Origin of the sequence: Streptomyces mobaraensis NBRC 13819 = DSM 40847 (genome assembly GCF_017916255.1) — a bacterium.
In the GTDB taxonomy this organism is placed as follows: domain Bacteria; phylum Actinomycetota; class Actinomycetes; order Streptomycetales; family Streptomycetaceae; genus Streptomyces; species Streptomyces mobaraensis.
This window is the reverse complement of the sequence record NZ_CP072827.1, coordinates 2,692,248-2,713,984: the sequence shown is the minus strand read 5'-3', so window position 1 is coordinate 2,713,984 and position 21,737 is coordinate 2,692,248. Positions and strand designations below refer to the sequence as shown.

Genomic DNA, 21,737 nt, shown 5'->3' with positions numbered 1-21,737 from the left:
GCCACCCCTCTGATGCTGCGCCTGCTCCCCGAACAGGAAGTCACCCCACCGTGCCCCGCCCCGCCCGCGGGAGGGCGGCGCCGGCACCGGCGGGTGGCCGGGGGCGCCGTCGAACCGCGGCAGCTGCTCGCCTCCCTCCCGGACGCCGTCCGCAAGCTGGACCCCCGGGTGATGGTGCGTAACCCGGTGATGTTCGTGGTGGAGGTCGGCTCCGTCCTCACCACACTCTCCGCCGTCCTCTCCCCGTCGGTCTTCGCCTGGCTGATCAACTGCTGGCTGTGGCTCACCGTCGTCTTCGCCAACCTCGCCGAGGCCGTCGCCGAAGGGCGTGGCAAGGCGCAGGCGGAGACCCTGCGCCGGACCCGGAGCGCGACCGTCGCCCGCCGGCTGCGGTCCTGGCGTGTCGGCATGGGCCGGGACGACTGGGAGGAACAGCGGGTTCCGGCGGCCGACTTGAGGCCGCAGGACTTCGTGGTGGTCGAGGCCGGCGAGACCGTCCCGGGCGACGGCGAGGTCGTCGAGGGCGTCGCCGCCGTCGACGAGTCGGCGGTCACCGGCGAGTCCGCCCCGGTGATCCGCGAGGCCGGCGGCGACCGCTCGGGCGTCACCGGCGGTACGACGGTGCTCTCCGACCGGATCGTCGTCCGGATCACCTCCCGCCCCGGACACACCTTCCTCGACCGCATGATCGCGCTCGTCGAGGGCACCACCCGGCAGAAGACCCCCAACGAGCTGGCCCTCAACATCCTGCTCGCGTGCCTGACGGTCATCTTCATCCTCGCGGTGGTGAGCCTCCAGCCCATGGCCGGCTGGGCGGGCGCCGAGCAGAGCATCACCGTGCTCGTCGCCCTCCTGGTCACCCTCATCCCCACCACCATCGGCGCACTGCTCTCCGCGATCGGCATCGCGGGCATGGACCGGCTGGTCCAGCGCAATGTGATCGCCCTGTCCGGACGGGCCGTGGAGGCCGCGGGGGACGTCAACACCCTGCTCCTCGACAAGACCGGCACCATCACCCTCGGCAACCGGCGGGCGGACTCCTTCGTCCCCGTCAAGGGCGTCCCCCGCGAGCTGCTCGCCGACGCCGCCCAGCTCGCCTCGCTGTCCGACGGGACCCCGGAGGGCCGCTCGATCGTCGAGCTGTCGCGGCGGCAGGGCGTCCACCGCGACGAGGCCGACTTCGCGCACGGCCGGTTCGTGCCGTTCTCCGCGCAGACGAGGATGAGCGGCGCCGACTTCGCCCACGACGGCGAGTTCTGCCGCATCCGCAAGGGCGCGGCCTCGGCGGTCATCCACTGGGTCGTCCGACGCGGCGGCGAGGTCCCCGCCGACGCCCGCTGGATCGCCGACTCCATCGCGGCCGGAGGCGGCACCCCTCTGCTCGTCGCCCTGGAGGACCAGGGCGGGACGCGGATCCTCGGCGCCGTCCACCTCAAGGACGTCGTCAAGCCGGGCATCGCCGAGCGCTTCGCCGAACTGCGTGCCATGGGCATCAGGACCGTGATGGTGACCGGGGACAACCCGCTCACCGCCAAGGCGGTCGCGGCGGAGGCCGGCGTGGACGACTACCTGGCCGAGGCCACCCCCGAACGCAAGCTGGCGCGCATCCGCGAGGAGCAGGCGGGCGGCAACCTGGTGGCGATGACCGGCGACGGGACGAACGACGCGCCCGCGCTGGCCCAGGCGGACGTCGGCGTGGCCATGAACACCGGCACCTCCGCCGCCAAGGAGGCCGGGAACATGGTGGACCTCGACTCCAACCCCACCAAGCTGATCGAGATCGTCGAGGCGGGCAAGCAGCTGCTCATCACCCGCGGGGCCCTCACCACCTTCTCCATCTGCAACGACGTCGCCAAGTACTTCGCGATCGTCCCCGCCATGTTCGGCGGGGCGGCGGGCTACGAGGGGCTGGGCCACCTCAACGTCATGGGCCTGCACAGCCCGTCCTCGGCCATCGCCTCGGCGATCGTCTTCAACGCCCTGGTGATCGTCGCGCTCATTCCGCTGGCCCTGCGCGGAGTGCGCTACGCCCCCTCGTCCGCACACGACCTGCTCCGCCGCAACCTCGGCATCTACGGCCTGGGCGGCCTCGTCGCCCCCTTCCTCGGCATCAAGGCCATCGACCTGCTGATCCAGTACGTGCCGGGCATGTGATCCCCGTCGGTCCCCCGCCGGTCCCTTCGCCGGTCCCTTCGCGCGGTCCCTTTGTTGCGGCGGGATGAAATCCGCCGCCCCCGGCGTTTGCGCCTCTCGGTAAGGCGTACGAGGCGGGAGGACCCGGGTGGCGGAGAAGGCGGAGCGACGCGCGGACATACGCGCGGAGGGACGGACGGAGGGGCCGGGCTGGGCCAGGCGGCTCGCCGGGTACTGCTGGCGGTACCGGCGCGCGGTGCTGCTGGCCCTGGGCTCCTCGCTGGGCGGCATGGCCGTCACGGCGCTCGTCCCGCTCATACCCAAGGTGATCATCGATGACGTCATCGGTGGTCACCACCGCTCCCTGGCCCCCTGGGCCACCCTGCTGATCGTCGCCGCGGCCGTTGTCTACGGCCTCACCTACGTCCGCCGCTACTACGGCGGCCGGCTCGCCCTCGACGTCCAGCACGACCTGCGCACCGAGATGTACGCGTCCATCGCCCGGCTGGACGGCAAGCGGCAGGACGAGCTCTCCACCGGCCAGGTCGTCGGCCGGGCCACCAGCGACCTCCAGCTGATCCAGGGCCTGCTGTTCATGCTGCCGATGATGATCGGCAACGTTCTGCTGTTCCTGATCTCGCTCGTGGTGATGGCGGTCCTCTCGCCGCTGCTCACCGTCGTCGCCCTCGCCGTCGCCCCCGCCCTGTGGTTCCTCGCCTCCCGCAGCCGTACCAAGCTCTTCCCCGCCACCTGGTACGCCCAGGGGCAGGCCGCCGCCGTCGCCGGCGTGGTGGACGGCGCGGTCGGCGGCGTCCGGGTCGTCAAGGGCTTCGGGCAGGAGGCCCAGGAGGCCGGGAAGCTCCGCAAGGTCAGCCGGCGGCTGTTCGCCGGGCGGCTGCGCACGGTCCGGCTCAACTCCCGCTACACCCCGGCCCTCCAGGCCGTCCCCGCGCTCGGCCAGGTGGCCATGCTCGCGCTCGGCGGCTGGCTGGCGACCCGCGGGCAGATCACCCTCGGCACGTTCGTCGCCTTCTCCACCTACCTCGCGCAGCTCGTCGGCCCGGTCAGGATGCTGACGATGATCCTCACCGTGGGCCAGCAGGCCCGCGCCGGCGTCGAACGCGTCCTGGAACTGATCGACACCGAGCCCGTCATCGACGAGCGCCCCGACGCCCACGAACTGCCCGCCGACGCCCCCGCGACCGTCGAGTTCGACGACGTCTCGTTCGGCTACGACCCCGCGCGGCCCGTCCTCGACGGCGTCACCCTGCGGATCGAGCCCGGCGAGACGGTCGCCGTCGTCGGCGCCTCCGGCAGCGGCAAGTCCACGCTGTCCCTGCTGCTCCCGCGCTTCTACGACGTGACGTCCGGCGCCGTCCGGATCGGCGGGCACGACGTCCGCGACCTCACCCACGCCTCGCTGCGGGCCGCGATCGGCCTGGTGCCGGAGGACAGCTTCCTGTTCTCCGACAGCGTCCGCGACAACATCGCCTACGGCCTCCCCGGTGCCACCGACGAGCAGGTGCGCGCCGCCGCCCGGGCCGCGCAGGCCGACGGCTTCATCTCCGCGCTCCCGGAGGGCTACGACACCAAGGTCGGCGAGCAGGGACTCACCCTCTCCGGCGGCCAGCGGCAGCGCATCGCCCTCGCCCGCGCGATCCTCGCCGACCCCCGGCTGCTCCTCCTCGACGACGCCACCTCGGCGGTCGACGCCCGCGTCGAGCACGAGATCCACGAGGCGCTGCGCGGCGTGATGGCCGGCCGGACGACGCTGCTGATCGCCCACCGGGCGTCCACCCTCGGCCTCGCCGACCGCATCGCGGTGCTGGACGGCGGCCGGCTGGTGGACGTCGGCACGGCGGACGAGCTCCAGGAGCGGTGCGCCCTCTACCGGCGGCTGCTGACCGACCCCGACGAGCTGGGCGGCGTCGCCAAGGACCCGGCGGGCGCGACGGAACCGCCCGTCGACACCGTCGAGGACGCGGTGGACGGCCGGGTGGACGGCGTCACGCCCGCGCTGTGGAACCGGGACGGCCTGGCGGACGAGGACGATCCGCACGGCTCTCTCACCGGCATGCCCGCCACCCCCGAACTGCTCGCCAAGGTCGCGGCCCTGCCGCCGGCCACCGACACCCCGGACATCGACGAGGAGCGGGCCGCCCGGCCCGAGGAGGCGTACGGACTGCGGCAGTTGCTGCGCGGCTTCGGCGCGCCGCTGGCGCTGAGCCTGCTGCTGGTGGCCGTGGACGCGGTGGCGGGGCTGCTGCTGCCGGTCCTGATCCGGCACGGCATCGACCAGGGCGTGGAGCGGATGGCGCTCGGCGCGGTGTGGGCGGCCTCCGGGCTGGCGCTGCTGGTCGTCGTCGCCCAGTGGGCGGCCCAGGTCGGCGAGACCCGGATGACGGGCCGGACCGGCGAACGCGTCCTCTACAGCCTCCGGCTGAAGATCTTCGCGCAGCTCCAGCGCCTCGGCCTGGACTACTACGAGCGGGAACTCACCGGCAAGATCATGACCCGGATGACGACGGACGTGGACGCCCTGTCCTCGTTCCTCCAGACCGGTCTCGTCACGGCCGTCGTCTCCGTCCTCACCTTCCTCGGCATCCTCGTCGCGCTGCTCGTCATCGACGTGCAGCTGGCCCTGGTGGTCTTCGCGACGCTGCCGCTGCTCGTCGTGGGCACGGTCTTCTTCCGGCGGCAGAGCGTCAAGGCGTACGAACTCGCCCGGGAGCGGGTCGGCCTGGTCAACGCCGACCTCCAGGAGAGCGTCGCCGGGCTGCGGATCGTCCAGGCGTACCGCCGCGAGGAGGCGGGCGCCGACCGGTTCGCCGAGCGGAGCGACGGCTACCGGCGGGCGCGGGTGCGCGGGCAGTGGCTGATCTCGGTCTACTTCCCCTTCGTCCAGCTCCTGTCGTCGGTGGCGTCGGCGGCGGTACTGATCGTCGGCGCGGGCCGGGTGGACGACGGGACGCTGACGACGGGTGCGCTGGTCGCGTACCTCCTCTACATCGATCTCTTCTTCGCCCCCGTGCAGCAGCTCTCGCAGGTCTTCGACGGCTACCAGCAGGCCACGGTCTCGCTGGGCCGCATCCAGGCGCTGCTGCGGGAGCGGACGTCCACGCCGGCGGCGGAGGATCCGCGTCCGGTGGGGAGGCTGCGCGGGGAGATCGCCTTCGACGATGTGCACTTCCGCTACGGCTCGGCGGACGGGACCGGTGAGAGGGCGCAGGCCCTCAGCGGCATCCGCCTGACCATCCCGGCCGGGCAGACCGTCGCGTTCGTCGGCGAGACCGGCGCGGGCAAGTCCACGCTGGTGAAGATGGTCGCGCGGTACTACGATCCGACGTCGGGGGCGGTCCTGGTGGACGGCCACGACCTGCGGGACCTGGACCCGGTGGCGTACCACCACCGGCTGGGCGTCGTCCCGCAGGAGCCCTACCTCTTCCCCGGCACGGTCCGGGACGCCATCGCCTACGGCCGGCCGGACGCGACCGACGCGGAGGTGGAGGCGGCGGCACGGGCGGTGGGCGCCCATCCGATGATCGCGACACTGGACGGCGGCTATCTGCATCCGGTGGCCGAGCGCGGACGCAACTTGTCCGCCGGTCAGCGCCAGTTGATCGCCTTGGCGCGTGCGGAACTCGTCGATCCGGACATCCTGCTCCTGGACGAGGCGACGGCCGCCCTCGACCTCGCCACGGAGGCGCTGGTCAACGAGGCCACGGACCGCCTGGCGGGGCGCCGGACGACGCTCGTCGTCGCCCACCGCCTGACGACGGCGGCGCGGGCGGACCGGGTCGTCGTCCTGGACCGGGGCCGGGTCGTGGAGGACGGCACGCACGCCGAACTGCTGGCGCTGGGCGGCCGGTACGCGGAGCTGTGGCGCACGTTCGCGGGCGGCGCGGGCCGGGAGGAGGCGCTGGGGGTGGGGGCCTGACGGGCTTGACGGCCTCTATGGATCGGAGGGCGTCATGGCGTCGCCTCTAGGCTGACGCCATGACGTCACACCCGCACCAGCCGTTGCTGCGCCTGCTGTCCGACACCCACGTCCCCGCCGAAGTCCGGCACGCCTTCGGGTACCTCCGCCCGGTGGCGGAGGGGCTGGTGGAGGGCATCGCCCTCGACACCCCCGACTCGGTCGTGCTCCTGGACGACAAGGGCGTGGCGGCGGACGGCGACCCGGCGGCCCTGCGCGCGGCGGCCCGCGCCAACCTCGCGGCGCTCCCGATGGGCCACGACCGGCTGGACCGCCCCGACGGGACGGTCCTGTACATCGTGGGCGCGGGTTCGCCGCACGCCGCGAGCAAGATCCTCGTCCTGGACGAACTGGTCCGCGAGGTGACCGGGCAGGCGCCGCCGCCCGGGGGCGTCCTGGTGACCGTGCCGAGCCGGCACAACCTCGCCTTCCACCCGGTCGTGGACGGGACGGTGGTCAGCGCCGTCAACGACCTGGCGGCCTTCGGCCTCGGCGCGTACCAGGACAACCCCGACACGTGCCTCTCGCCGCGCGTCTACTGGTGGCGGGACGGCGTCCTGACCTCGCTGACCGTGATCGACCACGACACACGGCAGTTCTCGATCCGACCGCCGGAGGAACTCCTGGCGACCATGCGGAGGTTGGCCGGCGCCTGAGGGCGACGAGCCGGGGAAGCGGAGGCCCGTCTTCCGAACTATCCGCAGGATTACCGGAGATCGTGGATCGGGGGTGGGGCACAGGCCCGGCAATTCACCTCTTGTAGGCACTCTGTCGGTACGCCATGATCGCCCAATGGGCGCTCTTCGCCCCTCAGGCGGTGCGGAGGTCCCAAAGCGCCGCCCTGACACGCGACTTCGTGTCTCCGGGAATCCTTCGCTGATGAGGAGTGATGGGCAGCATGCGCGGTTTAGGAACGGCGAGAACACGTCCCGGCGGGCGCGGACGGCACAGACGCTTGCGCGGCAATTACCTCGTCGCGTTCGCCTTGGCGATGGCGTTGATAGTGGGCGGGGCCGCGGAACCCGCCGTGGCGCTGGGGCGCGCCGAGACATCCGGTGAGGCGTGCGGCGCGCACGCCACGTCCTTCACCGTCGAACAGAACGCGCCCGTGACGCTCCGGATGGGCTGCGCCCGTGACGCCGGGATGCTCCGGACGCTGGGGAAGAACGATGACGACCTGATCATCGCCCTCGATTTCCACGTTCCCCCCGAGGGCCAGGATCGGCTGGACAAGGTCAAGTCGGACTGGGCCGACTCGATCCGTGCCGACCAGGACGCGGGCATGACCGTGGGCCAGTCGGTGGCCAAGCGGCTCCAGCGGAACAGCGTGGGGATCTACCCCCCGAAGGACTGGAGCGCCACCACTGACCTCGACGGGCGCGTGGTCTCCGTCGAGGACAGCCTCGTGTTCGTGATCGCCAGGGACAAGGTCGGTACCACGGCGAACTGGTGGCAGAAATGGATAGCCAGTGGTGTCGCTCTCGGCGTCACCATTGTCTCCGGAGCCGCGTGCCTGCTCGCGTTCAACGTGGGGGCTCCGGCGGCGGCCCCGGTATGCGGAGCGGTGAGCGGGGCGCTGGGCTCACTCGTCGGTGAGCTGATGAACGCCTATTTCGACGGCCGTTCGCTGGGCGACGCCGACGTGTGGATGGAGGCGCTCGCCGTCGCGATGTGGGGCGGCGTCAGCGGCGGCCTCGGCGGCCAGCTGCTGAAATGGGCCTCCACGGGAACCACTTCCCTGATAACGAATGCGCAGAGAAGCCTGCGAGGCTTGATGACGAAGCTGGGGAACATGGGCAATGTCCTCGGCTTCATGGCCGACCGAATCGAGGGCATGGCGCCGAGACTGCTCGAGAACCTGCAAAGGCTTTCCCGCGGCGTCGGACAGTCCAAGGTGCCGCTGAAGGTCATGGTGGTGGGCGATTCGATGACCCAGGGCTACGAAGGGGACTGGACCTGGCGCTACCGCCTGTGGGAATGGTTCAAGAAGGAGCACATCGACGTCGACTTCGTCGGCCCGTACGAGGGAACCCGGCCGCAGGAGGCCCCCAAGGCCCCGTCCGTGCCGCGACTCCAGGGGGAACCCCAGCCGCCGGCCGAGAGCGCTCCGATCACTACGGGCGGGTACGCCGCCGGGGTCGCGCCGGACTTCGACACCGACCACTTCGCGGTCTGGGGCCGTCAGGCGGCGCAGGACAAGAAGCTGATCGCCGAGCAGGTGGCGAAATACCAGCCCGACATGCTGCTGGTGGGGCTCGGATTCAATGACATGGGCTGGTTCGTCAGTGGCCCGGAAGGCACGCTGGACAGTATGCGGACGCTGGTCGACCAGGCCCGCGCCGTCAAACCGGATCTCAATTTCGCCCTGGCCAATGTTCCGCAGCGGACGTTCATCGGCGGCCGGGACGACCTGCCGGTGAACACCGACAAATACAACAGCATGCTCGCGGCCGCGATCCCGAAGTGGAGTACCGACAAGTCCCGCGTGGCCCTGGTCGACTGGGCCCGCAACTACAGCTGCGACAGGGACAGATGCCATGCCGGTTACGACGGGCTGCACCCCAACGCCCTGGGCGAATACCAGATCGCCCAGGCATTCGTGCGCACCTTGCACGACAGCTACGGTCTCGGCAGGGAACTGGTCAGCTTCCCCACGCACATCCCCGAACGGCCGGCGCTCGCGCCGGGCACGATCTGGATCGACTCCGGACCGAGCGGAATCACCCTGAACTGGAAACCGGTCTACGGCGCCCGCGGTTACACCGTCCGGCACCGGATCAAGGGTTCCGGCACCTGGAACGAGACGCCGGTCAGAGCGCCCCGCTTCGACACCACCTGGACCCTCGACGGCTGGGAGTGGGAATACCAGGTCCGCACCGACAACGCGGACGACGGGAAGTCCGGGTGGTCCGGGACGTTCAGCGCCACCGCGCACCCGAAGACCGCCCCGGCGCCGAAGAAGATCGTCACCCGCGCCGCCGCCACCGGCGTGGACGTCTCCTGGGACGCGCCGACCGGCCCGTACACCGACTCGATCGACCGGTACGAGATCATCACCTGGGACAGGGACACCCCCGGGGCGTTCATCAACAGCACCGCGGTCAGGGGGACCTCAGCGCACATCGACGGGTTGATCCCGGGCCACCACTACCTCGTCGCGGTGGTCACGTGGAACGCCGCCGGCGGTGGGATGCCGGGCGTCGCCCGTTCCGTCACCGTCGGCGCCGGGACACCACCGGCCCCCGGCGACTTGAAGGTCACCTCCACCGACCCCACCACCGTGCAGTTGACCTGGGCCGGGTCCCGCCAGGCCGCCGGCTACCGCGTCTGGGTCCGTAACATCAACAGCGACAGCCCGTCCAAGGCCGACGAGTACGTCACCAACGAGACCAGCCGGGGCATCGCCTACCTGTTCCCCGGCGTCTGGAACTACGAATTCTGCGTCACCGCCATCAACGGCGAAGCGGAGTCCGGCAAGTCCAACTGCGTGATCGCGCCGCGGCCTCCATCGAAAGACAAGGCCACGGCCTCGCCAACGGCCCCCAAGAAGCCGGGCAACCCACTCTCCGCCCTGATCCGGGCACCCCGGACCCCGGCCGCGTCGGCCGGGTAGCCCCACCGGACGAGACGGCTGCCGCGCCCACCGGGGCGGGGTGAATCCTGCGCCTGGGCGCACGATTCATCCCGCCCGGCGTTCGAGGACAACCGCGCGGAGCCCTTGCGGCCGTCGTCCTTGGGAAGTAGTGATACCGCCCCTCTGCCTTCAGCTCGGTCGCAGGAGGCGTCTCGTACGCTCGGATGGGCACCGAGCGGCTATGGCGATCACGTGCTCAGGGCGTGCCGCGCCTGACTGATGAGCCGCTGCGCGTCGGATCCGAACGCTGCGGACTCACGCAGCGTGCGCCAGGTGCGTAGGTGAGTGGTGAGACTGTCGGTGTCGTCCAGCCATAGCTCCGCGTCCCAGGTCTCTACGATCACCTGGCGGTCATCGTAGATCCAGAAACCGACCCCGGGCGGGACCTTCAGAGTTGCTCTGAGAGGCACGATCCCGAGTTCGACCGTGTCGAGTCCGGCGACCTCCAGGAGCCGGTCGAGCTGGCCCGCAAGGACGGAGGGCGGGCAGATTCGGGTGTGCAGTACCGCCTCCCATAGCAGTACGTGGTAGCGCTTGCCCGAGTCGTAGAGCCCCGACTGTCGATTCATGCGGGCCTGTACCGCCTCTTCGACGTTGCGCTGGGACCGGTGGAGTTCGGTGAAGCTGGTCAGAATGGCTCGTGCGTAGTCGGGCGTCTGGAGGACTCCTACGATCCAGGACGATTCCCAGGCGCGCAGAACGGCCGAGTTCGCCTGTGCCTCATTGTGCACTTCCTGAACTGCACGTTGGCCCGCTGCGAGTTGGCGCCGCATGGAATGCCCTTCGGTCGTGGGTTGAGGGTCTACGTGGCTCGTGAGTCCGCCGCGGGGCGGTCAGAATTCGATGTCGGCCTTTTGAGCGAGCCTGACGAGCCGCGGGTTGCTCCGCTTGTGCAGCGTCGTCAGGACTCGGATGAGTTCCTGGCTGGTGGGGTGCACTTTCGCCATCTGGGGAGCGATGCTCCAAGCCTTCTCCAGGTCCTCAAGGGCTCCGTCCCGGTCGCCCAACGCCAATTTGGAGCGAGCGGTGTTCATGTACATCGGGCTGGTGCGCGTGGCGGGAAGCCTCAAGGGCCGTCGTGCCGGGTCTTTGGTGAGGTCCCGCATGACCGCGATGGCGTCGGCGTACCTCCGGAGGTCACTGCACGTCGCGACGACGTGGATGGCGGTGTTCTGCGGGCCGAAGTGGATCCCGCCGATCCCGCCGGCGCGGCAGACATCCCGGTCGAAATCCTCGGCGAGAACCCAAGCGCTGTCGATGTGGCGGTCGGCCGTACGCTTGTCTCCCAATCGCCCGGCCAGTGTCAGTCCCCGAAGGTGCAGGGTTCCCAGCGCGTAGGAGCGCTCGAACCCGGTGGCGTCTCCCCGCTCCACTTGAGTGATGGCGCGGTCCACGACGGCCAGGCCGTCTTCGAATTCTCCGTGATTCAGATAGACCCCGGCTTCGTCCCTGGCGGCGACCGCCAGTGTCACCGGGTCGGCTTGCTGTGCGGCGATCTTCTGCTTGGTGACCGCCAGGTCGGCCAGGGTCATCCAACGGTGACGTGCGGCAAGCCAGTAGACGCACGAGTATGCCTCCGCCACCATGGCCCACGCCTCCGGAGTTCCCATCCTGTGCGCGTGGTTCGTCACCTCCGACACAAGCGGCGGGAGTTTCAGCAACACCTGGGTCAGGTCGGCCTTCCCGCGGATCTCGGCCATCTCGGCCAACGCTGCCTTGAGCTGCTCCGGACTCGCAGTGGACTCGGCCGGGAGATCGAATCGTCGAATTGCCGAATTCAGGGCCTTCAGTGAGTCCTCGGCGCCGACAACCGGTGTGGATCCCAGGACCACTTCAAGGCTGACGCCGAATGCGCGCGCCAGCGCGGCAGCCACGCCCTGGGTCAGCGTCCGCTCGCCGCGTTCGATCTTTCCGATATGCGGCCTGGACAGCCCGGCGCGCCGTGCCAGTTCCTCCTGCTTCCAGCCGCGTTCGTCCCGGAGCATCCTCACGTTCGCTCCCGGCCCCGGAACCTCAATGATCGCGCTCATATTGCCCGGCTTTCGAATCGACGTTCGCCGTTGCCATGATCCAACAACGGGCGCCCCTGGCAAGGCGTTTGGGTACCCGCTGGGTACCCCAAACCCCTGTCCTCCGACGTTACACAGGTCCAACCTGACAGTGCCCGATCACCGACGGTGACTCTGTCGTTTGATGAGCGCCCACGAGCAGGTCTTGCGGAGGTTCGAACGTATGACGCACATGCCCTTCGGGGTCGGAGCGCGGCCCGCGCTCGTGCCCAACCCGCGCGTGCCGTGCGCGGCATGCACGCGGATCGCCGACGCGCGGTATGCCGCCGAGCGCGTGGGTGAATGGAAGCGCGTGGAACTGCTGCGTCGGGAGGGGCTGCGGCACGGGGACGAGGTGCACCGTGGTTGACGACTGGATTCCTCAACCGCTCGAACTCATCCTCGACACCGAGCTCGACCGGTTCGGCGTCGTCGTCGGGTGGGATCAGGACACCCGGCAGATCACCCTCCGCCCCCTCGGCGGCGGCCGGACCTGGCGGCCCACGCGCTACCGCCGCGCCACCACCACCGACAAGCTTCGCGCCCGCGTGAGCGAGCTGAATCGGGAGGGGCGGCGGGGATGGTGACCGCCGCAGGGAGCGGTGGTGATTCCCCGCCGGTGAGCAGCGCGCCGAGCGGCTGGGTCCGCAATGAGTGCCCCGAGTGCGCCCGGTTGAAGGTCGAGTTCGGGCGGGCGCTCGGCGCCGGAGATCGCGGCGAGGGCGAACGGGTGATGGCCGTTCGCGGGCTGCACCTGTACGCAACGCACTGGGGCCCTTCGACCCCTTGGGGCGCGTAGGCCCCCGCAGACTCCCGTCCGGCCGGACGGGAGCGCAACCGTACGGCGGCGTGGGGAGACACCCCACCCGCACCACTCACCCTAGGAGGACCCATGCCCCGGTGGCAGACGATGGTCGACGGCAACCCGCAAGACGACAGCGACAGCGGCAACAAGCACGGCGGCGGTGGGTCCGACGAGGGCGGCAACACCAACGACGGCAAGAACCCGGCGGACGGCAGCTGAGTGAACGCCGATGGTATGGAGGAGGCGGGTCCGAAGGGGCTCGCCTCCGCGCTCCTGGCGTCCGGAGCGCTGACCAGCGATTGGTTGCCCGCCTTCGAGGCCGTGCCCCGGCACTTCTTCGTGCCTGACGTCATCTGGCCCGGCCGCGCCGGCATGAACCGGCAAAGTGACCGGGTGGTTCGGAGTGACGAGCCCGAAGCCTGGTGGGCCGCCGTGTATCGGGACGCGCCGATCACCACCCAGTGGGACGACGGTACGTACACGGGGCCGGGCAAGGGAAAGGTGCCGTCCTGCTCCAACTCGATGCCCACCATGGTGTTCTCGATGCTCGACGCGCTGAGCGTCGAAGAAGGGCACCGCGTGCTGGAGATCGGCACCGGAACCGGCTGGAACGCCGCCCTGCTCTCCCACCGCGTCGGCGCCGCGAACGTCGTCACGGTGGAGGTGGACGCGACCAGCGCGCGGGCAGCGCGGACCCGGCTGGACGCGGCGGGGTACGAGCCACTCACCGTGGTCGGGGACGGAGCCGAGGGATTTCCCGGCCGGGCGCCGTACGACCGGGTGATCGCCACGTGTTCCGTCGGCAGCCTGCCCCGGGCGTGGATCGGGCAGACGAAGCCCGGCGGCGTCATCGTCGCCCCCTGGGGGCCCGTCTACGGAGGGGAAGCGGTGGTCCGCCTCACCGTCGCGGGGGACGGGACGGCGTCCGGCCGGTTCGTCGGGTCGTCCGCGTTCATGCGGTTGCGCGCGCAGCGCACCGCTCGGACGCACGTCCGGGAGTACCTCGGGGGCCGGAAGTGGCCGGCGGACGGCGTGCGCAGCGTCACGGACCTGTCTCCGGAAGCGGTGGCCGACTGGCACGTGATGTTCGCGATCGGCGTTCAGGTGCCGGGAGCGTTCCCGTGGGCGGAGGTGTACGGAGACGGTTCCTACACGCTGTGGCTGCGCGACACCGCCGTGACGTCGTGGGCGACGGTGGACTACGAGCCGGGGAGGGACGAGTACGAGGTGTGGCAGTCCGGGCCCCGGAAGCTGTGGGCAGAGGTGAGGGCGGCCTACCACTGGTGGGACGCTCAGGGGCGGCCCGGATTCGATCGGTTCGGTCTGACCGTCGACGCCGACGGCGAGCGCGTGTGGCTGGACGAGCCCGGTCGGCCCGTGCCGCTCGTGCGGCCGTGAAAGGCCCGAAAAGAGCCCAAGCCGTGTGAACTGCGAGGACAAAGGGTCTGGCGCAACGCATGTCACCCCAGATAAGTTCGCCGCGACCTTTGCGAACCCAGGGGAGGGCGCATGCGCAAGGCTCTCAGATCGCTGCTGGCGGCGTCGATGCTCATAGGAGCGATCGGCGCCGGCAGCGCCACGGCGGAGGCGGCGTCGATCACCGCCCCGCAGGCCGACATCAAGGACCGCATCCTGAAGATTCCCGGGATGAAGTTCGTCGAGGAGAAGCCCTACCAGGGCTACCGCTACCTCGTGATGACGTACCGGCAGCCGGTGGACCACCGCAATCCCGGCAAGGGGACCTTCGAGCAGCGCTTCACCCTGCTCCACAAGGACACCGACCGGCCGACCGTGTTCTTCACGTCCGGCTACAACGTCTCCACCAACCCCAGCCGCAGCGAGCCCACGCGCATCGTGGACGGCAACCAGGTGTCGATGGAGTACCGGTTCTTCACGCCGTCCCGGCCGCAGCCCGCCGACTGGTCCAAGCTGGACATCTGGCAGGCGGCGAGTGACCAGCACCGCCTGTACCAGGCGCTGAAGCCGGTCTACGGGAAGAACTGGCTGGCCACGGGCGGCAGCAAGGGCGGCATGACGGCCACCTACTTCCGCCGCTTCTACCCGAACGACATGAACGGCACGGTCGCCTACGTCGCGCCCAACGACGTGAACGACAAGGAAGACTCGGCGTACGACAAGTTCTTCCAGAACGTCGGCGACAAGGCGTGCCGCACGCAGCTCAACTCGGTGCAGCGCGAGGCGCTCGTCCGCCGCGACGAGATCGTCGCCCGCTACGAGAAGTGGGCTAAGGAGAACGGCAAGACGTTCAAGGTCGTCGGCAGCGCCGACAAGGCGTACGAGAACGTCGTCCTCGACCTGGTCTGGTCCTTCTGGCAGTACCACCTGCAGAGCGACTGCGCCTCCGTCCCCGCCACCAAGGCGTCCACCGACGAGCTGTACAAGTTCATCGACGACATCTCGGGCTTCGACGGCTACACCGACCAGGGCCTGGAGCGCTTCACCCCGTACTACTACCAGGCGGGCACCCAGCTCGGCGCCCCTACGGTGAAGAACCCGCACCTCAAGGGCGTGCTGCGGTACCCCGGCATCAACCAGCCGCGCTCGTACGTCCCCCGCGACATCCCGATGACCTTCCGCCCCGGCGCGATGGCGGACGTCGACCGCTGGGTGCGCGAGGACAGCCGGAACATGCTCTTCGTGTACGGGCAGAACGACCCGTGGAGCGGTGAACCGTTCCGCCTGGGCAAGGGCGCCGCCGCCCGGCACGACTACCGCTTCTACGCCCCGGGCGGCAACCACGGTTCCAACATCGCCCAGTTGGTGGCCGACGAGCGGGCCAAGGCCACGGCCGAGGTCCTGAAGTGGGCCGGTGTGGCGCCGCAGGCCGTCCAGAAGGACGAGAAGGCCGCCAAGCCGCTCGCGCCGTTCGACGCCAAGCTCGACCGCGTGAAGAACGACAAGCAGAGCGCGCTGCGTCCGTAGGGACCCAGTGCGTAAGGCGGCGGGCGCTCCCGGCGAGGGGCGCCCGCCGTCGCGTTCCGGAAGGCCCCGGGTGCCGCCGCCGGTGCTTCGGGAGGGCGCGCACAGGCGGCGGCGTGCCGCGGCCGCGGCCGGTGGGAGGGCGGCCGGACGACGCGGCGCGCGACGGCCCCGGCACCACACCGCGGGGACTCGCCGACGGCACGGCCCTTGGACGGCCCGACCGGTCGCCTGGTTCCCGGGGCTCGGCGCCTTCCGCCGCTTCGCCCTGCTCCCGGGCTACGCGCCCGCCGCCGCCGCGCGCAGCAGCCGTACCGTCTCGGTGATCGCGGGCCGCCGGGCCGCGCCGACCCGCCAGTACGCGTACAACCGCCGTACCGGCACCGGGTCCAGCCGCAGCGCCACCACACCGGACGGCAGCACCCCGCGGCCCAGCCGGGGGACGAGCGCGATGCCCAGCCCCGCGTCCACCAGGGCCAGTTGGGTCTGGAACTCGGCCACCTGATGGGCGAGGTCCGGCTCGTGGCCGGTCGCCCGCAGGGTCCGTACCAGCCAGTCGTGGCAGACGGTGCCGGGCGGCTGGCAGATCCAGTGCTCGTGGACCAGGTCCGTCGCGACGATCACGTCCCGGCCGGCCAGCCGGTGGCCCCGGGGGACGATCACGTCGCACCGGTCCTCGCCCAGCGCCGCCCGTTCCATGCCCTCCGGCGCGGGCAGCGGGTTGATGTCCCAGTCGTGGGCCACGGCCAGGTCGACCGCCCCGCGCGCGACCAGCCCCACCGACAGGTGCGGATCGACCTCCGACATCCGGGCGTCCACGGTCGGATGCTCCCGCGCCAGCCGCGCCAGCACACCCGGCAGCAGGTCCCGGGCGGCCGTGGGGAACGCCGCGACGGTCAGCCGCCCGGTGGGCAGCCCGCGGCGCTCGTCCAGTTCGGTCTCCGCCCGCTCGACCAGGGCCAGCAGCTCCCGCGCGGTGTCCGCGAGCCGTACGGCGGCGTCGGTGAGCACCACGCCCCGGCCGCGCCGCTCCAGCAGCGGCGTCCGCGTCTCCCGTTCCAGCTTGGCGATGGCCTGGGACACGGCGGACGGGGTGTAGCCCAGGGCGATCGCCGCCGCGCTCACCGAGCCGTGGACGGACACGGCGTGCAGGGCACGCATCCGGGACAGGTCCAGCACGTTCCCCACCTCCGACGTTGAAGCATCGCTCCATCCCATAGTGAAGGAAGGTGAACTGGTGCTGCACGGTTCCCGCCCGTGATGCTGATCCCATGCGTCCGCACCACCTCCTCCTCGCCGTCTTCGTCGCCGCCTTGTGGGGCGTCAACTTCGTCGTCATCGACGTGGGCCTCGACCACTTCCCGCCCCTCCTCTTCGGCGCCCTGCGCTTCCTCGCCGCCGCCGTCCCCGCGGTCTTCCTCGTCGGACGGCCGCCGGTGCGGTGGCGCTGGATCACCGGGGTCGGACTGGCGCTGGGCGTGGGCAAGTTCGGGCTGCTGTTCGTGGGCATGCGCGCGGGGATGCCCGCCGGGCTGTCCTCGCTGGTCCTCCAGGCGCAGGCGGTGTTCACGGCCCTCTTCGCCGTCGTCGCGCTGGGCGAACGGCTGCGCGGGGCGCGGGCGGCCGGCCTCGCCGTGGCGGTCGCCGGGATCGTGGTCGCGGCGGTCGACGAGGGGCCGTCCGGGCCGTTCCTCGGCTTCGCCCTCGTCGTCGCCGCCGCGGCCTTCTGGGGCGTCTCCAACATCCTCACCCGCAAGGCCGCCGCGCCGGACGCCTTCCGGTTCATCGTCTGGGTCAGCGTCGTCCCGGTGCTGCCGCTGCTCCTCCTCTCCCTCGTCGTGGAGGGCCCGCGCGCCGACGCCGAGGCGCTGCGCTCCCTCGACTGGAGCGGCGTCGGGGCGCTGCTGTTCGTCGCCTGGATCAGCACCGTGCTCGGCTTCGGCCTCTGGGGCCACCTGCTGCGCACCTACGACGCGTCGGCCGTGGCGCCCTTCTCGCTCCTCGTGCCGGTCTTCGGGATGTCGTCGGCGGCTCTGCTGCTCGGCGAGGACGTGAGCCCGCTGCGGTGGTGCGCGGCGGTGCTGCTGGTCGGCGGTATCGCGGTGGCGTCCCTGGCGGGGGCGGGACGGCCGGCCTTCCGCCGGGTGGCGCGGACGGGCGGGGGCGGACCGGCCGCCGCCCCTTCAAGCGCCACTCAGTGATCCCCTGACCCCCTGCGCGAAAAGGAGTTCTCCGTGGTCACCTGGCACGCGGTGACGGGCATGGCCCTGGTGGCCCTGGGCATGGTGCTCACCCCGGGGCCCAACATGATGTACCTGGTGTCCCGTTCGGTGACGCAGGGGCGGCGCGCGGGGCTGATCTCGCTGCTGGGCGTCGCCGCCGGCTTCGTCGTGTACCTGCTGGCCGCGGTCGCCGGGATCGCCGCCCTCTTCGCGCTGGTCCCGGCCGTCTACACGGCGGTGAAGCTCGCCGGCGCCGGCTACCTCGGCTGGCTGGCGTGGCAGGCCCTGCGGCCGGGCGGCACGTCGGCGTTCGACCCCAAGCCGCTGCCCCCGGACCCGGCCCGCCGCCTCTTCGCGATGGGCTTCGTCACCAATCTGCTCAACCCGAAGATCGCGATCCTCTATGTCTCCGTGCTGCCGCAGTTCGTCGACCCGGACCGGGGTTCCGTCCCCCTCCAGAGCCTGCTGATCGGGCTCACGCAGGTCGCCGTGGCGCTCACCGTCAACGGCCTGATCGCCGTCACGGCCGGGTCCGTCGCCTCGTTCCTCGGCCGCCGCCCCCGCTGGCTGCGCGTGCAGCGGTACGTGACGGGGACGGCCCTCGCGGGCATCGCCGTGACGGTCGCGGCCGACTGAACGCCCGTCAGCGCGGCAGCAGCCCGGCCAGGTACTCCCGCCCCGGCCCGGCGAGCCCCGCGAAGTCCGGCGCCTCGGGGTGCCACCGCTTCTCGTACTCCCAGCACAGCCAGCCGTCCCAGCCGGCCGCGAGCAGTTCCGCCACGCAGGCCGCGATCGGCACCGCGCCCGCGCCCGCGCCCAGCGGCAGCGGAGTGAGGTCTTCCGCCGAGACGACGTCCTTGACCTGGACGTATCCGAGGTGCGGGGCGAGGGCGGGCAGGGTGACGGCGGGGGGCTCGCCGTTCCGCCAGGTGTGCAGGAGGTCCCAGAGGGCGCCGACGTTCCGGTGCCCGACCGGGCCGAGCACCCGGACCGCGTCCTGCGCGCGCGGGTGCGAGTCGTGGGTCTCCAGCAGCACCCGGACGCCCAGGTCGGCGGCGAGCGGCGCCACCCAGGCGAGCCGGCGCGCGGCGGCGGCCTCCGCCTCCTCCGCCGGCTGCTCCCCGGCGCCGGGGAACACCCGGACGAACGGCGCGCCCAGGTCGGCGGCGAGCCGGACGAGCGCGTCCAGTTCGTCGAACACCGGCTCGTCGGGTCCGGGGCCGGCCACCCGCGCGTAGCCCGCCACGCCCAGGATCCGCACCCCGTCCGCCGCGAACCGCCGCACGGCGTCGGCGCGTTCGGCCGGGCCGCTGCCGGGATGGAGGGGCTCCTCGGGATGGGCGCGGAGCTCGACGCCGTCCCAGCCGTGCGCGGCGGCGAGCCGGGAGACGTCGGGGAGGGGGAGACCGGGGACACCGAGAGTGGAGAAAGCGAGTTTCACAGAGAACCGGCTTCCCCGTGCGTAACGGACTTCCCGCCACTTCCGGTAACGGATCGATAACGCTTCGAAGGGGCCGCAACCTCCGGGGCCCGAGGGTTGTCGTATGTGGCATCCGGCTTCCCGGGGGAGGTATCCGGGGGGATCAAGGGGGAGCCGGCCGGGGGGAAACGAGGGGCTCGGTCAGGGACCGGGCCCCTCGAATCGTGCCCGGGGCCGTTTCGCGCCGGGCACCGAATCGGGCCCGGGCCCGGGGCGGGACGGGGAGTGTCGGACCCCGGCGGTACCGTCACCCCATGGCACAACCGGCAGTGGTCGAAGGGGTGCTCGAGCGCATCACCTACGCCAACGAGGAGAACGGCTACACCGTCGCCCGGGTGGACACCGGCCGCGGCGCCGGCGACCTGCTCACCGTCGTCGGGTCGCTCCTCGGCGCCCAGGTGGGCGAGTCGCTGCGGATGGAGGGCCGCTGGGGCTCCCACCCGCAGTACGGCCGCCAGTTCACGGTGGAGAACTACACGACGGTGCTCCCCGCCACCGTCCAGGGCATCCGCCGCTACCTGGGGTCCGGCCTGGTCAAGGGCATCGGCCCGGTCTTCGCCGACCGCATCACCCAGCACTTCGGCACGGACACCCTCCGGATCATCGAGGAGGAGATCGGGCGGCTGATCGAGGTCCCCGGCCTCGGGCCCAAGCGGACGCGGAAGATCGCCGACGCCTGGGAGGAGCAGAAGGCCATCAAGGAGGTGATGCTCTTCCTCCAGACCGTCGAGGTCTCCACCTCCATCGCCGTCCGCATCTACAAGAAGTACGGCGACGCCTCCATCTCCGTCGTCAAGAAGGAGCCGTACCGGCTGGCCGCCGACGTGTGGGGCATCGGCTTCCTCACCGCCGACCGGATCGCCCAGTCCGTCGGCATCCCGCACGACAGCCCCGAGCGCGTCAAGGCGGGCCTCCAGTACGCCCTTTCGCAGTCCGCCGACCAGGGGCACTGCTTCCTCCCCGAGGAGCGGCTGATCGCCGACGCGGTGAAGCTCCTCCAGGTGGACACCGGTCTGGTGATCGAGTGCCTGGCCGAACTCGCCGCCGACGAGGAGGGCGTGGTGCGCGAGACGGTCCCGGGGCCGGAGGACGGGCAGCCGGTCACCGCCGTCTACCTCGTCCCCTTCCATCGGGCCGAACTCTCCCTGTCCGCCCAGCTGTCCCGGCTGCTGCGCGCCGACGAGGACCGGCTGGCCGCCTTCCGCGACGTCGACTGGGACCGCGCCCTGACCTGGCTCGCCGGCCGGACCGGCGCCGAACTGGCGCCGGAGCAGCGGGAGGCGGTCCGGCTGGCGCTCACCAGCAAGGTCGCCGTCCTCACCGGCGGCCCCGGCTGCGGCAAGTCCTTCACCGTCCGGTCCGTCGTCGAACTCGCCCGCGCCAAGCGGGCGAAGGTGGTCCTCGCCGCGCCCACCGGCCGGGCCGCCAAGCGCCTCGCCGAGCTCACCGGGGCCGAGGCGTCCACCGTCCACCGGCTGCTGGAGCTCAAGCCCGGCGGCGACGCCGCGTACGACCGGGACCGGCCGCTCGACGCCGACCTGGTCGTCGTCGACGAGGCGTCCATGCTCGATCTGCTGCTGGCCAACAAGCTGGCCAAGGCCGTGGCCCCGGGTGCCCACCTGCTGCTCGTCGGGGACGTCGACCAGCTCCCGTCGGTGGGCGCGGGCGAGGTGCTGCGGGACCTGCTGGCCGCGGGCAGTCCGGTCCCCGCCGTGCGCCTCACCCGGATCTTCCGGCAGGCGCAGCAGTCGGGCGTGGTCACCAACGCCCACCGCATCAACTCCGGTGTCCCGCCGCTCACCACGGGCCTCGCGGACTTCTTCCTCTTCGCCGAGGAGGACACCGAGGAGGCCGGCCGGCTCACCGTGGACGTGGCCGCCCGCCGCATCCCGGCCAAGTTCGGCCTGGATCCGCGCCGGGACGTCCAGGTGCTCGCCCCGATGCACCGCGGCCCGGCGGGGGCCGCCGCCCTCAACGCGCTCCTCCAGCAGGCCGTCACCCCGGCCCGCCCCGACCTGCCCGAGCGCCGCTTCGGCGGCCGGGTCTTCCGGGTCGGCGACAAGGTGACGCAGATCCGCAACAACTACGAGAAGGGGGCGAACGGCGTCTTCAACGGCACGGTCGGTGTCGTCACCGGCCTCGACCCGGTCGAGCAGCGGCTGACCGTCCGCACCGACGAGGACGAGGAGGTCGGCTACGACTTCGCGGAGCTCGACGAACTCGCCCACGCCTACGCCGTGACGATCCACCGCTCGCAGGGCAGCGAGTACCCGGCGGTGGTCATCCCGGTGACGACGAGCGCCTGGACGATGCTCCAGCGCAACCTTCTCTATACGGCGGTAACCCGGGCAAAGCGCCTCGTCGTGCTGGTCGGCTCGCGGCGCGCCCTCGGTCAGGCCGTGCGGACCGTCGGCGCGGGCCGGCGCTGCACCGCGCTCGATCACCGGCTCGCCACGGGAGGTGGTGTTCGTCTCTGAGCGGTTTACCAATCGGGGCGAA

At 71.5% G+C, this 21,737-nt stretch carries 16 protein-coding genes; 12 read left to right on the top strand and 4 right to left on the bottom strand.

Going from position 1 to position 21,737, the window contains the following annotated elements; genetic code table 11:
- Window positions 1-12: 12 nt before the first annotated feature.
- The 4 genes from kdpB to J7W19_RS11305 all read left to right on the top strand — a co-directional run bounded on the left by kdpB (window position 13) and on the right by J7W19_RS11305 (window position 9,722).
- Window positions 13-2,154: a potassium-transporting ATPase subunit KdpB gene (gene kdpB / locus J7W19_RS11320; protein WP_040892585.1), complete on the top strand. Its 2,142-nt coding sequence runs from the start codon at window positions 13-15 to the stop codon at window positions 2,152-2,154.
- A 157-nt stretch (window positions 2,155-2,311) separates the two neighbouring features.
- Window positions 2,312-6,070: an ABC transporter ATP-binding protein gene (locus J7W19_RS11315; protein WP_210455442.1), complete on the top strand. Its 3,759-nt coding sequence runs from the start codon at window positions 2,312-2,314 to the stop codon at window positions 6,068-6,070.
- A 59-nt stretch (window positions 6,071-6,129) separates the two neighbouring features.
- Window positions 6,130-6,765: a hypothetical protein gene (locus J7W19_RS11310; RefSeq protein WP_051072556.1), complete on the top strand. Its 636-nt coding sequence runs from the start codon at window positions 6,130-6,132 to the stop codon at window positions 6,763-6,765.
- A gap of 335 nt (window positions 6,766-7,100) precedes the next feature.
- Window positions 7,101-9,722: a fibronectin type III domain-containing protein gene (locus J7W19_RS11305; RefSeq protein ID WP_210455324.1), complete on the top strand. Its 2,622-nt coding sequence runs from the start codon at window positions 7,101-7,103 to the stop codon at window positions 9,720-9,722.
- A 209-nt stretch (window positions 9,723-9,931) separates the two neighbouring features.
- Here the strand turns inward: J7W19_RS11305 and J7W19_RS11300 are convergent, their stop codons facing one another.
- Window positions 9,932-10,474 carry a DUF5753 domain-containing protein gene (locus tag J7W19_RS11300; RefSeq protein ID WP_004943037.1) on the bottom strand — a complete coding sequence of 181 codons (543 nt, stop codon included), beginning with the start codon at window positions 10,472-10,474 and terminating at the stop codon, window positions 9,932-9,934.
- A 102-nt stretch (window positions 10,475-10,576) separates the two neighbouring features.
- The gene (locus J7W19_RS11295; RefSeq protein ID WP_040889245.1) at window positions 10,577-11,773 is read right to left on the bottom strand and encodes a helix-turn-helix domain-containing protein; all 1,197 of its coding nucleotides are present in this window, start codon (window positions 11,771-11,773) and stop codon (window positions 10,577-10,579) included.
- Window positions 11,774-11,975: 202 nt separating this feature from the next.
- Between J7W19_RS11295 and J7W19_RS11290 the strand changes: the two genes are divergently transcribed.
- From J7W19_RS11290 to J7W19_RS11275, 5 genes are all read left to right on the top strand, one after another.
- The gene (locus J7W19_RS11290; protein WP_106429586.1) at window positions 11,976-12,161 is read left to right on the top strand and encodes a hypothetical protein; all 186 of its coding nucleotides are present in this window, start codon (window positions 11,976-11,978) and stop codon (window positions 12,159-12,161) included.
- Window positions 12,154-12,378: a hypothetical protein gene (locus tag J7W19_RS11285; protein WP_004943030.1), complete on the top strand. Its 225-nt coding sequence runs from the start codon at window positions 12,154-12,156 to the stop codon at window positions 12,376-12,378. Before J7W19_RS11290 ends, J7W19_RS11285 begins: the two co-directional genes overlap by 8 nt.
- A 305-nt stretch (window positions 12,379-12,683) precedes the next feature.
- Window positions 12,684-12,815: a hypothetical protein gene (locus J7W19_RS33470; protein WP_267939136.1), complete on the top strand. Its 132-nt coding sequence runs from the start codon at window positions 12,684-12,686 to the stop codon at window positions 12,813-12,815.
- 15 nt (window positions 12,816-12,830) lie between these two features.
- Complete coding sequence (locus J7W19_RS11280; RefSeq protein WP_004943029.1) at window positions 12,831-13,994, top strand: methyltransferase domain-containing protein; 1,164 nt, start codon at window positions 12,831-12,833, stop codon at window positions 13,992-13,994.
- 111 nt (window positions 13,995-14,105) lie between these two features.
- Window positions 14,106-15,539, top strand: a complete 1,434-nt coding sequence (locus J7W19_RS11275; RefSeq protein ID WP_004943027.1) for a prolyl tri/tetrapeptidyl aminopeptidase — start codon at window positions 14,106-14,108, stop codon at window positions 15,537-15,539.
- A gap of 276 nt (window positions 15,540-15,815) precedes the next feature.
- Here J7W19_RS11275 and J7W19_RS11270 read toward each other — a convergent pair whose 3' ends face one another.
- Entirely contained in the window at window positions 15,816-16,715 is a 900-nt protein-coding gene (locus J7W19_RS11270) for a LysR family transcriptional regulator (RefSeq protein ID WP_040889278.1), read from the bottom strand.
- A gap of 92 nt (window positions 16,716-16,807) precedes the next feature.
- Between J7W19_RS11270 and J7W19_RS11265 the strand changes: the two genes are divergently transcribed.
- Complete coding sequence (locus tag J7W19_RS11265; RefSeq protein WP_004943021.1) at window positions 16,808-17,737, top strand: EamA family transporter; 930 nt, start codon at window positions 16,808-16,810, stop codon at window positions 17,735-17,737.
- 33 nt (window positions 17,738-17,770) lie between these two features.
- On the top strand, window positions 17,771-18,394 hold the full coding sequence (locus tag J7W19_RS11260) for a LysE family translocator (RefSeq protein ID WP_004943019.1): 624 nt from the start codon (window positions 17,771-17,773) through the stop codon (window positions 18,392-18,394).
- A 7-nt stretch (window positions 18,395-18,401) separates the two neighbouring features.
- Here J7W19_RS11260 and J7W19_RS11255 read toward each other — a convergent pair whose 3' ends face one another.
- Complete coding sequence (locus J7W19_RS11255) at window positions 18,402-19,199, bottom strand: sugar phosphate isomerase/epimerase family protein (protein ID WP_004943017.1); 798 nt, start codon at window positions 19,197-19,199, stop codon at window positions 18,402-18,404.
- A gap of 293 nt (window positions 19,200-19,492) precedes the next feature.
- Here J7W19_RS11255 and recD2 point away from each other — a divergent pair, with 293 nt between their 5' ends.
- Window positions 19,493-21,715, top strand: coding sequence for an SF1B family DNA helicase RecD2 (gene recD2, locus J7W19_RS11250; protein WP_040889239.1), 2,223 nt, complete (start codon window positions 19,493-19,495; stop codon window positions 21,713-21,715).
- Window positions 21,716-21,737 lie beyond the last annotated feature (22 nt).